Source organism: Streptomyces colwelliae (assembly GCF_048158785.1).
In the GTDB taxonomy this organism is placed as follows: domain Bacteria; phylum Actinomycetota; class Actinomycetes; order Streptomycetales; family Streptomycetaceae; genus Streptomyces.
In genome coordinates this window covers 1-15,489 of sequence record NZ_JBLTJC010000254.1, presented here as the reverse complement: position 1 = coordinate 15,489, position 15,489 = coordinate 1, and the positions used below count along the sequence as shown (strand labels likewise).

Annotated in this window: 13 protein-coding genes and 1 pseudogene; 13 read left to right on the top strand and 1 reads right to left on the bottom strand. The window is 71.5% G+C overall.

The window, feature by feature from the left end:
* The first annotated feature begins 291 nt into the window (after positions 1-291).
* The 13 genes and pseudogenes from hrcA to ACNFOC_RS56110 form a co-directional block, all read left to right on the top strand.
* Positions 292-1,308 (top strand): heat-inducible transcriptional repressor HrcA, encoded by a 1,017-nt coding sequence (gene hrcA / locus ACNFOC_RS37230; RefSeq protein WP_416963448.1) that lies wholly within the window; start codon positions 292-294, stop codon positions 1,306-1,308.
* On the top strand, positions 1,309-2,442 hold the full coding sequence (dnaJ, locus tag ACNFOC_RS37225) for a molecular chaperone DnaJ (RefSeq protein WP_317882550.1): 1,134 nt from the start codon (positions 1,309-1,311) through the stop codon (positions 2,440-2,442).
* Positions 2,443-2,587: 145 nt separating this feature from the next.
* On the top strand, positions 2,588-3,664 hold the full coding sequence (locus ACNFOC_RS37220; RefSeq protein WP_416963447.1) for a nitronate monooxygenase: 1,077 nt from the start codon (positions 2,588-2,590) through the stop codon (positions 3,662-3,664).
* Complete coding sequence (locus ACNFOC_RS37215; protein WP_416963446.1) at positions 3,661-4,416, top strand: 16S rRNA (uracil(1498)-N(3))-methyltransferase; 756 nt, start codon at positions 3,661-3,663, stop codon at positions 4,414-4,416. Before ACNFOC_RS37220 ends, ACNFOC_RS37215 begins: the two co-directional genes overlap by 4 nt.
* A 15-nt stretch (positions 4,417-4,431) precedes the next feature.
* Positions 4,432-4,824: a VOC family protein gene (locus ACNFOC_RS37210; RefSeq protein WP_416963445.1), complete on the top strand. Its 393-nt coding sequence runs from the start codon at positions 4,432-4,434 to the stop codon at positions 4,822-4,824.
* Between the two features lie 88 nt (positions 4,825-4,912).
* Positions 4,913-5,479: a hypothetical protein gene (locus tag ACNFOC_RS37205; RefSeq protein WP_416963444.1), complete on the top strand. Its 567-nt coding sequence runs from the start codon at positions 4,913-4,915 to the stop codon at positions 5,477-5,479.
* 45 nt (positions 5,480-5,524) lie between these two features.
* Complete coding sequence (locus ACNFOC_RS37200; RefSeq protein ID WP_416963443.1) at positions 5,525-8,746, top strand: S41 family peptidase; 3,222 nt, start codon at positions 5,525-5,527, stop codon at positions 8,744-8,746.
* Between the two features lie 98 nt (positions 8,747-8,844).
* Entirely contained in the window at positions 8,845-9,198 is a 354-nt protein-coding gene (locus tag ACNFOC_RS37195; RefSeq protein ID WP_416963442.1) for a histidine triad nucleotide-binding protein, read from the top strand.
* Positions 9,199-9,204: 6 nt separating this feature from the next.
* Entirely contained in the window at positions 9,205-10,110 is a 906-nt protein-coding gene (locus tag ACNFOC_RS37190) for a ribonuclease Z (RefSeq protein ID WP_416963441.1), read from the top strand.
* A 20-nt stretch (positions 10,111-10,130) separates the two neighbouring features.
* On the top strand, positions 10,131-11,120 hold the full coding sequence (locus ACNFOC_RS37185; RefSeq protein ID WP_416963440.1) for an adenosine deaminase: 990 nt from the start codon (positions 10,131-10,133) through the stop codon (positions 11,118-11,120).
* A gap of 138 nt (positions 11,121-11,258) precedes the next feature.
* Entirely contained in the window at positions 11,259-12,593 is a 1,335-nt protein-coding gene (locus ACNFOC_RS37180; protein WP_416963439.1) for an MFS transporter, read from the top strand.
* Between the two features lie 113 nt (positions 12,594-12,706).
* A complete protein-coding gene (locus tag ACNFOC_RS37175) occupies positions 12,707-13,300 on the top strand; it encodes a TetR/AcrR family transcriptional regulator (protein WP_416963438.1) in 594 nt (197 codons plus the stop codon).
* A gap of 248 nt (positions 13,301-13,548) precedes the next feature.
* Positions 13,549-13,749 (top strand): annotated as a pseudogene (locus tag ACNFOC_RS56110) (IS982 family transposase); the annotation flags it as partial.
* Between the two features lie 31 nt (positions 13,750-13,780).
* On the opposite strand, the gene ACNFOC_RS37170 reads toward ACNFOC_RS56110, so the two are convergent.
* A complete protein-coding gene (locus ACNFOC_RS37170) occupies positions 13,781-15,121 on the bottom strand; it encodes an MFS transporter (protein ID WP_416963437.1) in 1,341 nt (446 codons plus the stop codon).
* Between the last annotated feature and the right edge of the window lie 368 nt (positions 15,122-15,489).

The following is a 15,489-nucleotide window of genomic DNA, read 5'->3' as shown; positions in this document are numbered from 1 at the left end:
GAAGAAAAGCGTCCGCACCACCCCAGGAGCCCCTCATGACCGCACTTCCGCAGGAGCGCCGCGTTCTCACCGCCATCCCCGGCCCGAAGTCGCAGGCCTCTTCCCAAGTCACCGTCATACGGCGACGCTAGCGGTGAGGGCACCCACGGCATGACATCGCACGACCGGCCTTGCCCGGGGTGTACCTCACGGCCGTACACTGGGCCGGGGAACGCTGGCACTCACGCGCACAGAGTGCCAGGAAAGGGCAGCCCGGTACCAAAACGGCGACCAGAACTGGAGGTGTGCGCGATGCTCAGCGAACGCAGGCTTCAGGTGCTGCGCGCCATCGTCCAGGATTACGTCGGCACCGAGGAGCCGGTGGGGTCCAAGGCGCTCACCGAGCGGCACAGCCTCGGCGTCTCCCCGGCGACCGTGCGCAACGACATGGCGGCCCTGGAGGACGAGGGGTACATCGCCCAGCCGCACACCAGCGCCGGGCGCATTCCGACCGACAAGGGCTACCGGCTGTTCGTCGACAAGCTCGCCGGCGTCAAGCCGATGACCGGCCCCGAGCGCAAGGCGATCCAGAACTTCCTCGACGGTGCCGTGGACCTCGACGACGTCGTGGGCCGTACGGTCCGGCTGCTCGCGCAGCTCACCCGGCAGGTCGCCGTCGTGCAGTACCCCTCGCTGACCCGCTCGACCGTCCGGCACGTGGAGCTGCTGTCGCTGGCCCCCGCGCGCGTGATGCTCGTGCTGATCACCGACACCGGGCGGGTCGAGCAGCGCATGGTCGACTGCCCGGCGCCCTTCGGGGAGAGCTCGCTCGCGGATCTACGCGCGCGGCTCAACAGCCGGATCGCGGGCCGCCGCTTCGCGGACGTACCGCAGCTCGTGCAGGACCTGCCGGAGGCCTTCGAGGCCGAGGACCGCGGCACGGTCGCGACGGTGCTCTCCACCCTCCTGGAGACCCTCGTCGAGGAGACCGAGGAGCGGCTGATGATCGGCGGCACCGCCAATCTCACCCGCTTCGGACATGACTTTCCCCTCACCATCCGCCCCATCCTGGAAGCCCTGGAGGAGCAGGTCGTCCTCCTCAAGTTGCTTGGTGAGGCGGGGGATTCGGGCATGACCGTACGGATCGGTCACGAGAACGCCTATGAGGGACTCAACTCCACTTCCGTGGTGTCGGTCGGTTACGGTTCGGGCGGCGAGGCAGTCGCCAAGCTCGGCGTGGTCGGACCGACCCGCATGGATTACCCGGGAACGATGGGAGCGGTACGCGCAGTGGCACGGTACGTCGGACAGATCCTGGCGGAGTCCTAAGTGGCCACGGACTACTACGCCGTTCTCGGCGTGCGTCGCGACGCGTCGCAGGATGAGATCAAGAAGGCCTTCCGTAGGCTCGCGCGCGAGCTGCACCCGGACGTGAATCCGGATCCGAAGACCCAGGAGCGGTTCAAGGAGATCAACGCCGCTTACGAGGTGCTCTCGGACCCGCAGAAGAAGCAGGTCTACGACCTCGGCGGCGACCCCCTCTCGCAGGCGGGCGGCGCCGCCGGCGGCTTCGGCCAGGGCGGCTTCGGGAACTTCTCGGACATCATGGACGCGTTCTTCGGTACGGCGTCGCAGCGCGGACCGCGCTCGCGCACCCGCCGTGGCCAGGACGCGATGATCCGGCTGGAGATCGAGCTCGACGAGGCGGCCTTCGGCACCACGAAGGACATCCAGGTCGACACGGCCGTCGTCTGCAACACCTGCAACGGTGAAGGCGCGGCTCCCGGCACCTCCGCGCAGACCTGTGACATGTGTCGCGGTCGCGGTGAGGTCTCGCAGGTGACCCGGTCCTTCCTGGGCCAGGTCATGACGTCCCGCCCCTGCCCGCAGTGCCAGGGCTTCGGCACGGTCGTGCCGACGCCGTGCCCGGAGTGCGCCGGTGACGGCCGCGTCCGCTCGCGGCGCACCCTCACCGTCAAGATCCCGGCGGGCGTGGACAACGGCACGCGGATCCAGCTCGCGGGCGAGGGCGAGGTCGGCCCCGGCGGCGGCCCCGCCGGTGACCTGTACGTCGAGATCCACGAGCTGCCGCACGCGATGTTCCAGCGCCGCGGCGACGACCTGCACTGCACGGTCACCCTCCCGATGACGGCGGCGTCTCTGGGCACGAAGGTGCCGTTGGAGACACTCGACGGCATGGAGGAGGTCGACATCCGCCCGGGCACCCAGTCCGGCCAGTCGATCCCGCTGCACACCAGAGGCATCACGCATCTGCGCGGCGGCGGCCGGGGCGACCTCATCGTCCACGTCGAGGTCACCACCCCGACCAAGCTGGACGTGGAGCAGGAACGTCTGCTCCGCGAACTGGCCAAGCTGCGCGGCGAGGAGCGCCCCATGGGGACGTTCCAGCCGGGTCAGCAGGGGCTGTTCTCCCGCCTCAAGGACGCTTTCAACGGTCGCTGAGAGGGTCCGGGGGCAGCCGCCCCCGGACCCTCTCTTTTGACCCGGACGGCCTCGTCCGCCATCGCCGGACCGGCTGAAACCAATGGCATGTGCCAGCGCCAAGGCCGGATTCGGACTTGTTCGGAGGACGTGACAACATGCCGTCATGTCCTCCGCACTGACCGATCTCTTCCCTCATCCGATCGTGCAGGCCCCGATGGCGGGCGGTGTCTCCGTCCCGCGTCTCGCGGCCGCCGTGTCCGAGGCCGGCGGGCTGGGATTCCTCGCCGCCGGGTACAAAACGGCCGACGGCATGTACCAGGAGATCAAGCAGCTGCGGAGCCTGACCGGCCGCCCCTTCGGCGTGAACCTGTTCATGCCGCAGCCGGAGTACGCGGACAAGGCCGCCGTCGACGTCTACGCCCACCAGCTGGCCGGCGAGGCCACGTGGTACGAGACGGAACTCGGCGACCCGGACAGCGGCCGCGAGGACGGCTACGACGCCAAGCTGTCCGTCCTGCTCGACAACCCGGTGAAGGTCGCCTCCTTCCACTTCGGCATCCCCACCCCGGAGGTACTGGACTCGCTGCGCCGGGCCGGCACCTTCACCCTCGTCACCGTCACCACCGCCGAGGAGGCCCTCGCCGTGGCGCGGGCCGGTGCCGACGCGGTGATCGCGCAGGGCGTCGAGGCCGGCGGCCACCAGGGCACCCACCGCGACCTCCCGGAGCACGACGGCGCCGGCCTCGGCCTGCTCTCCCTCGTCGCCCAGATCCGCGAGACCGTGAGCCTCCCGATCGTCGCCGCCGGCGGTCTGATGCGCGGCAGCCAGATCGCCGCGGCCCTCGCGGCGGGCGCGAGCGCGGCCCAGCTCGGCACGGCGTTCGTGGCCGCGCCGGAGTCCGGCGCCCACGCGCTCCACAAGCAGGCACTCACCAACCCCCTTTTCACGCGTACCGAGTTGACCCGCGCCTTCTCCGGCCGCCCGGCCCGCGGCCTGGTCAACCGCTTCATGCGCGAGCACGGCCCGTACGCCCCGGCCGCGTACCCGGAGATCCACCACCTCACCTCGCCGCTGCGCAAGGCCGCCGCGAAGGCCGGGGACCCGCAGGGCATGGCGCTGTGGGCCGGACAGGGCCACCGCATGGCACGCGAGCTGCCGGCCGGCCAGCTGGTCGAGGTCCTGGTCGCCGAACTGGCGTCCGCCCGGACAGCGTTGTCGGCCGGGGGTGAGCTCCGATGACCGCGGCGGTGTTCATCCTCGACCCCCTGGAGATCCCGGATTTCAGCGGCGGTGAGGTCGTCCTCGACGGCCCCGAGGGTCGGCACGCGGTCTCGGTGAAGCGCCTGCGGCCAGGTGAGGACATCACGCTCACCGACGGGCACGGCCGGTATCTGGACGGTGTCGTCAAGACCGTGGAGGGCAAGGACCGCCTCGTCGTCCTGGGTTCGACCGTCTTCGAGGAGCCCCAGGAACAGCCCCGTATCACCGTCGTCCAGGCCCTCCCCAAGGGTGACCGCGGCGAGCTGGCCGTCGAGACGATGACCGAGACCGGCGTCGACGCCATCGTCCCCTGGGCGGCCGCCCGTTGCATCACGCAGTGGAAGGGCGACCGGGGCCTCAAGGCCCTCGCGAAGTGGCGGGCCACCGCACGGGAGGCCGGCAAGCAGTCCCGCCGGCTGCGCTTCCCGGAGGTCGCGGACGCGGCGACGAGCAAACAGGTTGCGGCACTTCTGGCCAAAGCCGACTTCGCCGCCGTCCTCCACGAGGACCGCGACTACGGCAGCGAACCCCTGGCCACCGCCGAACTCCCCGCCGAGGGCGAGATCGTACTGGTCGTGGGCCCCGAAGGAGGCGTCTCCCCCGAGGAGTTGGCGCTCTTCGAGGACGCGGGTGCGAAGGCCTACCGGCTCGGGCGTAGCGTGCTGCGTACTTCGACCGCCGGGACCGCGGCGAGCGCCCTGCTCCTGGGCCGTACCGGACGCTGGTCCTGAACCAGGGGGATCGCCGTGGAACTCGCCCAAGTACGGCTGCTCGTCACCGACTTCGCCGCCTGCTACCGCTTCTACGCCGAAGTCCTCGGCCTGAAGCCCCAGTCGGGGGCGGCCGAGGGACCGTACGAGAAGTTCAGCCCCTCCACGGGGTCCGCCGGGATCGCGTTGCAGGACCGGGCGATGATGGCCCAAGTCCTGGGTGAACTCGGTGACTTGGCGACCGGGCACCGCTCGCTGGTGGTCCTGCGCGTCGACGGTCTGGACGATTACTGCGAGCAGATCACCGCCCGGGGCGCGGAGCTGCTGCACGGGCCCGCGCCGATGACGGACCGGATGCGGGTCGCCCATCTCAAGGACCCCGAGGGCAATGTGGTGGAGCTTCAGGAGTGGCTGCTGCTGCGCGGCTGAGGCCACACGCTGGGGAATTGCGCCCCCGGCGCACGGGTGGCCGTATGCGCTCTTCCGTGTGCGGTCCGACGGTGGCAGGCTGCCGTCCATGGGGGTGTTGAGACGGAACTGGCGTCGGCCGCGCGGTCGGCGGGTGGCCGCGGTGGCGGGGCTCGCGATGGTGACCGTGGGCGGGGCCGTCGCGTGTCAGCCCGGTGATCTCAGCTCGGCGACCGTCGCGTACACGACCGACAAGACGGCGACCGCGGAGTTCAAGCGGGACCATGTGAGCGTGCGCTGGCTGACCTGCACGGGCAGCTACGGCAGCAACGACAAGGCCTACACGCCCGGGAAGACGCCCTCGCCGACCGAGACCACGGTCGTCAGCGTCGACTGCCAGGGGCAGACGAACGACAACCGGGACATCACCGTCACCGGCAAGGTCACCCGGGCCGTCGACGGCGCGTGTGTGCGCGGTGACCTGGTCGGCAAGGTCGCCGGCAAGCAGGTGTTCCACGTGACCGGGCTCGGCGACTGCAACGCGGCGACGCCGTCGTCCGTGTTGAATCCGGACCCGAGTCTCACCTACGGCCCGGGCCCGACCGTCACGGTCACGGTGACGAAGACGATCTGGTGCAAGGGCGACCCGACCTGCTGGCCTGTCGAAGGCAAGTGATCCAAAGGACTGTCGGCGGATACCGCCGATGCATAACCTGATCAGGTGACTCAGCCCTCAGCGTCCGCAGCCCAGGCCTATCTCCGCTTCCCGCATCCGCACGGCGAGTTGGTCGCCTTCACCGCCGAGGACGACGTGTGGCTGGCGTCCCTCGACGGCGGCGGCCGGGCCTGGCGGGTCAGCGCGGAGAACGTGCCGGTGACCCACCCCCGCATCTCGCCCGACGGCACGACCGTCGCCTGGACCTCCGCCCGCGACGGCGCCCCCGAGGTGCACATCGCCCCGGTCGACGGCGGCCCCGCCAAGCGCCTGACGTACTGGGGCAGTTCACGCACCCAGGTGCGCGGCTGGACCGCCGCCGGCGAGGTCCTCGTGACCAGCACCCACGGCCAGGCCAACCTCCGCCGCAGCTGGGCCCGTTCGGTCCCCCTGGACGGCGGATCGGCGACCACCCTCCCGTACGGCTGGGTCGGCGACGTCGCCCACGGCGGGCCCGGCACGGTCCTGCTCTCCGCGCCCATGGGCCGCGAGGCGGCTTGGTGGAAGCGCTACCGGGGCGGTACGGCGGGCAAGTTGTGGATCGACCGCGACGGCGACGGCGAATTCACGCGCCTGCACGAGGAGTTGGACGGCAACATCGAGTACCCGGTGTGGGCGGGGGAGCGGATCGCGTTCCTCTCCGACCACGAGGGCACCGGCGCGCTCTACTCCTCCCTCGCCGACGGCTCGGACCTCCGCCGCCACACTCCCCTCGACGGCTTCTACGCCCGGCACGCGTCCGGTGACGGCACCCGGATCGTCTACTCCTCCGCCGGTGAACTCTGGCTCCTCGACGACCTGGACGGCGCCGAGCCGCGCCGCCTCGACATCCGGCTCGGCGGCCAACGCACCGACCAGCAGCCGTTCCCGGTGTCCGCCGCCCGCTGGTTCGGGTCCGCGTCGCCCGACCACACCGCGCGCGGCAGCGCGGTCGCCGTGCGCGGCGCCGTCCACTGGGTCACCCACCGCTCCGGCCCCGCCCGCGCGCTCGCGGCCACCCCCGGCGTCCGCGCCCGGCTGCCCCGCACCTTCCGCGCCGACGGCGAGGAATGGGTGGTGTGGGTGACGGACGCCGACGGCGACGACGCCCTGGAGTTCGCCCCCGCCACCGGCCTCGCCCCCGGCGCCACCCCGCGCAGACTCGCCGCCGGACAGCTCGGCCGCGTCCTCGCCCTCACCGTGGCCCCCGACGGCAGCCGGGTCGCCGTAGGCTCGCACGACGGCCGCGTCCTCCTCGTCGAGCGCGAGACCGGCGAGGTCCGCGAGGTCGACCGCAGCGAGAACGGCGACGCCTCGGGCCTGGCCTTCTCCCCGGACTCGTCCTGGCTGGCCTGGTCGCACCCGGGCCCGCGCCCGCTGCGCCAGCTCAAGCTCGCCAACACCACCGACCTGTCGGTCACCGAGGCCACCCCGCTCCGCTTCCAGGACTACGCCCCCGCCTTCACCCTCGACGGCAAGCACCTGGTCTTCCTCTCCACCCGCTCCTTCGACCCGGTCTACGACGAGTTCGTCTTCGACCTGGCCTTCGTGGTCGGCGACCGCCCGCACCTGATCACCCTCGCCGCGACGACCCCGTCCCCGTTCGGACCGCAGCGGCACGGCCGCCCCTTCGAGGCCCCCGACAAGGACGAGACCCCCGACAGCGAGGGCCGCCCCACCACCCGCGTCGACCTCGAAGGCCTCGCCGACCGCATCGTCCCCTTCCCGGTGGAGGCAGGCCGCTACACGAACCTGCGAGCGGCCAAGGACGGCGTCCTGTGGCTGCGCCACCCGGTCCAGGGAGTCCTCGGCGCCACCCGCGCGACCCCCGAAGACCCGGACCCCAAAACCGAGTTGGAGCGCTACGACCTCGCCCAGCAGCGCATCGAGCACCTCGCCGGGGACGCCGACCACTTCGAGGTCAGCGGCGACGGCAAACGCGTCCTGCTCTGGACGGACCACAAGCTCCGCGTCGTACCGAGCGACCGCCGTGCCTCGGGCTCGGACGACGACGACAGCGACACGAACATCAACGTCGACCTGTCCCGCATCCGCCAGACCGTCGACCCGGCCGCCGAGTGGCGCCAGATGTTCGACGAGACCGGCCGCATCATGCGCGACAACTTCTGGCGCCCGGACATGAGCGGCGTCGACTGGGACGGAGTCCTGGACCGCTACCGCCCGATCCTCGACCGCGTCGCCACCCACGACGACCTCGTCGACCTCCTCTGGGAGGTGCACGGCGAACTCGGCACCTCGCACGCCTACGTCACCCCGCGCGGCGGCCACGGCCACGGCGAACGCCAGGGCCTGCTCGGCGCCGACATCTCCCGTCACGAGGACGGCAGTTGGCGCATCGACCGCATCCTGCCCTCGGAGACGTCCGACCCGAACGCCCGCGCCCCGCTCGCCGCCCCCGGCGTAGCCGTCCGCGCGGGAGACGCGATTCTCGCTGTCGCCGGCCAACCCGTGGACCCGGTGACGGGCCCCGCCCCCCTCCTGGTCGGCACGGCGGGCAAACCGATCGAGCTGACCATCTCCCCAGCAGGCGGCGGCGACCCGAGGCACGCCGTGGTCGTCCCCCTGTCCGACGAGGAACCCCTCTACTACCACGCCTGGGTCGCCGACCGCCGCGCCTACGTCCACGAGAAGTCCGGCGGCCGCCTCGGCTATCTCCACGTCCCCGACATGCAGGCCCCCGGCTGGGCCCAGATCCACCGCGACCTGCGCGTTGAGGTGGCCCGCGAGGGCCTGGTCGTCGACGTCCGCGAGAACCGCGGCGGCCACACCTCACAGTTGGTCGTGGAAAAACTGGCCCGCCGCATCGTCGGCTGGGACCTCCCCCGAGGCATGCGCCCCTACAGCTACCCCGAGGACGCCCCCCGCGGCCCCGTCGTAGCCGTGGCCAACGAGTTCTCCGGCTCCGACGGCGACATCGTCAACGCGGCGATCAAGGCACTGGGCATCGGCCCGGTGGTCGGCACGCGCACGTGGGGCGGCGTGATCGGCATCGACAGCAGGTACAGGTTGGTCGACGGCACGCTGATCACCCAGCCCAAGTACGCGTTCTGGCTTGAGGGTTATGGGTGGGGGGTCGAGAACCACGGGGTCGATCCCGACGTGGAGGTGGTGCAGAGGCCGCAGGATTACGCGGCGGGCAGGGACGCACAATTGGACGAGGCGATCCGGATCGCATTGGAGTCACTGGAGACCAGTCCGGCAAAAACCCCGCCCACATTGCCCACCTAAAGGGGCGCGGGGAACTGCGCGACCAGCCACAGAGCACCCGCACCCAACGACGATACGATGCCTCGCGTAAAGCACCCCCAGCCTCGGAGGGAACCCATATGTCAGGGGAGCCGCAGAACGACTGCCTGTTCTGCAAGATCGTCGCAGGCCACATCCCCGCGACGATCATCCGAGAGACGCCCACCACCGTCGCGTTCCGGGACATCAACCCCCAGGCTCCGACCCATGTCCTGGTGATCCCGAGGGTCCACTACCCCGACGCCGCCTCCCTCGCCGCCGCCGAACCGACGATCGCCGCGGACGTACTGCGCGAGGCCGGCGAGGTGGCGACCGACGAGAAGCTCGACAGCTACCGGGTAATTTTCAACACCGGCAGCGGCGTGGGCCAGACCGTGTTCCACGCCCACGCCCACGTCATGGGCGGCCGCGGCATGCAGTGGCCGCCCGGGTAACTCGCCATGTCCGTACGTGAGTTGGTGATCCTCGGCACGGCAAGCCAGGTCCCCACCCGACACCGCAACCACAACGGCTACCTGCTGCGCTGGGACGGCGAGGGCATCCTCTTCGACCCCGGCGAGGGCACCCAGCGCCAGATGCTGCGCGCCGAGGTCGCCGCGCACGACCTCAACCGGATCTGCGTCACCCACTTCCACGGCGACCACTCCCTCGGCCTCGCGGGCGTCATCCAGCGCATCAACCTGGACCGCGTCCCGCACCCGATCACCGCCCACTACCCGAAGTCGGGCCAGCGCTTCTTCGACCGCCTGCGCTACGCCACGGCGTACCGGGAGACGGTCGGCATCACGGAGTCCCCGGTGTCCGAGAACGGCGTACTGGCCACCACACCCGCGTACACCCTGGAGACCCACAAGCTCTCCCACCCCGTCGAGTCCTACGGCTACCGCCTCACCGAACCCGACGGCCGCCGCATGCTCCCCGACCGCCTGGCCGCGCACGGCATCAAGGGCCCGGACGTGGGCCGCATCCAGCGCGAGGGGACCGTCGACGGCGTCTCGCTGGACGAGGTCAGTGAGGTACGGCACGGGCAGCGGTTCGCGTTCGTCATGGACACCCGCCTCTGCGACGGGGTGCACGCCCTCGCGGAGGGCTGCGACCTGCTGGCCATCGAGTCGACGTTCCTGGACCAGGACGAGCAACTGGCCGTAGACCATGGGCACTTGACGGCCGGGCAGGCGGCGAGGGTGGCGCAGGAGGCGGGCGTGCGACACCTGGTCCTGACCCACTTCAGTCAGCGCTACTCCGAGCCGGAGGAGTTCGAGCGGCAGGCGCGGGCGGCGGGGTTCGAGGGTGAGCTGACTGTGGCGCACGATCTACTCAGGGTGCCGGTTCCGAAACGGCGGTAAAACACCCGTACGATACTTCGATGCCCATTCCCAAAGCCGAACTGCACCTGCACATCGAAGGCACCCTGGAACCCGAGCTGGCCTTCGCGCTCGCGGCCCGCAACGGCGTCGAGCTGCCGTACGCGGACACCGAGGAACTCCGGAAGGCGTACCTCTTCGAGGACCTCCAGACCTTCCTGAACCTCTACTACGAGCTGATGGCCGTCCTGCGCACCGAGCGGGACTTCGAGGATCTCGCCAACGCCTATCTCGCCCGCGCCGCCGCGCAGGGCGTACGGCACGCGGAGATCTTCTTCGACCCGCAGGCGCACATCGCGCGGGGCGTGGACATGGGCACGGTGGTGGAAGGCCTGTGGCGGGCGCTGGGCAGCAGTGAGACCAACCACGGCATCTCGACCCGCCTGATCCTCTGCTTCCTGCGCGACGAGTCCGCCGACTCGGCCCAGGAGACCCTGGACGCGGCCAAGCCGTACCTCGACCGCATCACCGGCATCGGCCTCGACTCGGCCGAGGTCGGCCACCCGCCGGTGAAGTTCCGCGAGGTGTACGAGGCCGCCGCGGCGCTGGGTCTACGGCGCGTCGCGCACGCCGGTGAGGAGGGCCCGCCGGCGTACATCACCGAGGCGCTGGACATCCTCGGCGTCGAGCGTGTCGACCACGGGCTGCGGTGCATGGAGGACGAGGAGTTGGTGGCGCGGCTGGTGCGGGACCGCATCCCACTCACCCTCTGCCCGCTGTCGAACGTCCGGCTGCGCGCCGTGGACGTCCTCGCCGAGCACCCGCTCCCCGCCATGCTGGACGCGGGCCTGCTCTGCACGGTCAACTCCGACGACCCGGCTTACTTCGGGGGCTACGCGGGCGACAACTTCGATGCGGTGCGCGAGGCCCTTGGCCTGACCGAGGAGCGGTTGCGGGAGCTGGCCCGCAATTCCTTCGTCGCGTCCTTCCTGGAGGACGACGAGGAGCGCCGGACGCGGTATCTCGCCGAGGTCGAGGCGTACGTCTTCTAGCTGGTCGATTCCAAGGTGGGCCCGTGGGCCCGTCGCGAGTGGCGCTCGTCTCTCCCGCTTGACCTGAGTAGACCTGTCTGTCTAATCTGATGCGCGACTAGACAGACAGGTCTACTCATGCTTCGGACGGGAATGGTCATGACGAATCTCTCGGTCGTCCCGGCGTCCAAACCGGCGCGCACCTCGGATGCGGCGCGCGTCGACGCCGGATCTGCTTCCGCATCCGCATCCGCATCCGACACCGCCGCCGTATCCGCGCGGGGCCGACGGCTGCCGCCGAAAGTGGCGCTGTACGTACTCGCCTCGATCACCATCTCGTTCCTCGCGGCCTCCAGCGCACCGACCCCGCTCTACGCGGTCTACCAGGCCGAATGGGGCTTCGACCCGATCACCGTCACCGTGGTCTTCGGCGTCTACGCGGTGGCCGTGCTGCTCGGGCTGCTCACCATGGGCAAGCTCCCCGACCACGTCGGCAGGCGGCCGGTGCTGCTGGCCGCGCTGGCGGCGCAGGCCGCCTCGATGATCGTGTTCGCCACCGCCGACGGCGTATCGGGGCTGATGGTCGCCCGGATCGTCCAGGGGCTGTCGACCGGCGCCGCGCTCGGCGCGATCGGGGCGGGGATGATGGACATCGACCGGCCGCGCGGCACGATCACCAACGCGGTCGTCCCGGGCATCGGCACGGCGACCGGCGCGCTGGTCTCGGGCCTCGTCGTCCAGTTCCTGCCCGCCCCCACGCATCTGGTCTACCTCGGGCTGCTGGCGCTCTTCGTCCTCCAGGCCGTCGCCGTCGCGCTGATGGCGGAGACGGTGACCCGCAAGCCGGGGGCGCTGGCCAGCCTGGCGCCGGAGATCAAGCTGCCGCGCGCCGTGCGCCGCCCGATGCTGGTGGCCGCGCCGGTGCTGTTCGCCGTCTGGGCGCTGGCCGGGCTGTACGGGTCGCTCGGCCCGTCCCTCGCACGGCAGTTGACCGGTTCCAGCTCCGAAGTCCTCGGCGGGCTGAGCCTGTTCGTGCTCGCCGGAGTGGCCGCCGTCTCGGTGCTGGTCCTGCGGACGGCGGCGACCCGGACGGTAATGCTCACCGGCATCCTCGCGCTGATCGCCGGGGTGGCCCTCACCCTCGTCTCGATCCGCGACTCCTCCCCCACCGGCTTCTTCGTCGGCACCGCCATCGCGGGCGTCGGCTTCGGCAGCGGGTTCCAGGGCGGTATCCGTACGGTGATGCCGCTGGCCCGGCCGCACGAGAGTTCCGGGGTGCTGTCGCTCCTCTTCGTCGTCTCCTACCTGGGTATGGGGGTGCCCGCCGTGATCGCCGGGTTCCTCGTCGTCCACGCGGGCGGACTGACCGCCACCGCGCAGGAGTACGGCGTCGCCGTGATCGTCCTCGCGGCGTTCGCGCTGCTCGGGCTGGTGCGCGGCGGCCGGGACGGGGCGGCGGTCCTCCCGGGCGAGCGGGTCGGCGGCAACGCCTGAGGGGTGGCCTCCGGCCGGGACGCGGCCGGGACATGGTGGGGACACGGTGGATTCCGTCGGAGGGGCGCGACCGGCGCATAATGTAGACAGATCTGTCTGAAGGAGTGACCGTCATGGCGAGTGTCCAGAGCACCGCGAAGCCGTCGGCGCGTGAGCGCCTGCTCGCCGCCGCGAACGAGCTGTTCTACGCCGAGGGCGTGCAGAGCGTCGGGATCGACCGGGTCATCGAGCACGCGGGCGTGGCCAAGGCGTCGCTGTACAACACCTTCGGCGGCAAGGAGCAGCTCGTCCGGGCCTACCTCGACACCCGGCGCGCGGGCACCGCCGACCGGATCGCCCGGGCTGTCGCGGAGCACGACACACCCCGCGAGCAGATGCTGGCGGTCTTCGAGACCCAGGGGCGGCAGTTCGACCGGCCCGACTTCCGCGGCTGCGCCTTCATCCGGGCCGGCGCCGAGGCCGGCCCCGGCGGGCTGGTCCAGGAAGCGGCGGACGCCTACCGCGGCTGGATGCGCGAACTCTTCACCCGCCTCGCCGCCGAGGCCGGCGCCGCCGACCCCGAGGCACTGGGCCACCAGCTCCAGATCCTCTACGACGGTGCCGGCATCTCTGCCCTGATGGACCACGACTCCACGGTGGCCGCGACCACCCGCGCGGCGGCGTCCGCCCTGATCGCGGCGGCGACGGGCGCATCCGCCGAGGCCTGAGCGGCGCCCGGCACGCGAGCGTGGATCACGCGGTGCGCCAGGGACAGGGACACTGACGCGGCGTCGGCAGAGCGGCCTGGCCAACGCGCCGGCCGTCGGCTCCGGTCGGGCCCGATCCGCGGACGGTGCGCCGCGGCCCGCTCGGCCGACGTCTGTCCGCCGGTTTCCCGACGCGGCACCCCTGGATGATCGATTCCGAGAGATCGGATGGGCTGCGCGCAGGGGACGAGGGCGCCCAACGGCAGTGTATGAAGGCGGAGTTGGACACCCTCGCGACCGCACTCCATGCGAAGACCGACGACCTGCCGAAGGCATCCCGGCATCTCGCACCATGCCGGCCGGCCGTGCGGATCACCCCGCGGCTCACCGACGCCGAGCTGGTCACCCTGGCGATGACCCAGGCCGTGCTCGGCTTCACCTCCGAGACCGGCCGGCTCCGCCACGCCCGCGTCATGCGGCGAATCCTCGCCAACCGATCGTCTAGCCGCCGCTGCCGGTGGCTGTGGCACCCGCGTGCCGGGGGCCCGCCGTGTCGTAGGCCCCCTGAGCCGGGATGGCCGGGGTGTCCAGCGGGATCTCGACGACCGGCTGCTCGGGCGCGCCGATCTCCGGTACCGGTCCGGTGGGGATACCGCCGGACGCGGCGACCACGGCGCCCGGGGTGCCCCCGCGCCGCCGGACCGTGCCCGGGAGCAGCAGCCGACCGCCGGTGTACAGCGCAACTCCGGTCATCGGCACGGCGATCACGACCAGCCCCACCGCGAGGATCACGCCCATCGCCGGGAACCCGGCCCGCGCCGACAGCACGCTGCCCACCAGGGGTCCAGCCGCCGTGCCGAGTGACGAGGCCGCGCCGACGAGGACGGCCCAACGCCCGCGCGGATCAAGGGAGGCGGCGAGGCCGAGGACGTAGGACAGGACGATCGGGTAGACGGTGTTCCAGGCGATCTCGCCGGTCGCGAACGTCCTCAGGTCGTGCGCGGACGCGCTGAGCACGATGCAGCCCGCGATGAGGGCCGTCCCCGCGCCGATCGGCACCGCGCGCCCCAGCCGGGTGCCGAGCGCGCCCGCGCCGATCACGCCGACGAGACCGGTGCCGAGCGCGATCGCGAAGACCGCGCCGACGGTGACCTCGGAGAGGTGGGCCTGGTCGATGCCGATGCGGCCGCTGACGCCCCAGAGGGAGTTCTGGGCGAGGGACCAGCAGAGCAGGGTGGCGGCGAGGACCAGTCCGGCGCGGCGGTGGGGGAGTCCGGCGGCCTCCACGCGCGTGTGCGGTGTCGCCGTACGGACGGGGAGCCGGCCGGTCAACGGCCATACGGCGAGCGAGGTGAGGGCGATCGCGGCGAGCGGCCGGCCGTGGCCCGCGCCGAGGTGCGGGACCGTCAGATAGACGGCACCCGCGAGCGCCGACACGCACAACAGGCCGAGCGTGGAAGCGCGATGGGGGTCGCGTTCTGCGGCGATTCCGGACGCGGCGACCGTGGTGGCCGTACCCGATCCGAAGCCGCCCATGACCGCGCCCGCGACGACCGCGGGGACGGCGTGCGTGAACGCGGCCGAGCTGTAGCCGATAACGGCCAGCGCGAGGCCGATCCGCGCGAGCGTGCGCGGGCCGACCCGGTCGACGCGCGAGGCGAGCAGAAAGCCCGCCGCGGCCGAACTCGACAGCAGCGCACTGCCGACGGCACCGGCCTGCGTGGCGGAGAGCGGAAGCCCGGCGTCGAGTCGGCCGACGGTGGTGGGCAGGAGGTAAGGGGCGAGGTACCCGGCCGTGAAAAGGGTGACGAGGGGCCAGGGCGTGGTGGTGCGGGCGAACACGGGCGTTCCCAGGGCATGCGAAAGAAGCGGCTCAAAAGGGGGATTGGGCGACGACCGTCGACGGACAGGAACGCGCGGCCAATTTGTATCAAGCACGCGGTTCGCGAAAGAAGGGCGGGGGGTGTGATCTGGGGCACGTTCAGTTTGGGGACTGGGGGACCGGGTAAACGAGCGCCCAATTCCTGGTGCCGGGCGGCATCGTTCGGCCTGTCCGGCACGTGTTCATGCAGGCCAGCACACGCGGCTAGCCCGGCGCCTCTCAACTCCGGCTCTTCTCAACGCGGGCTGGCACTCTCGGCCCGTCCGTTCACTTCTGGGCGCAGGCCCGCACCATCAGCCCGTCCGGCGTTTGAGGACGAGGCCCCTTC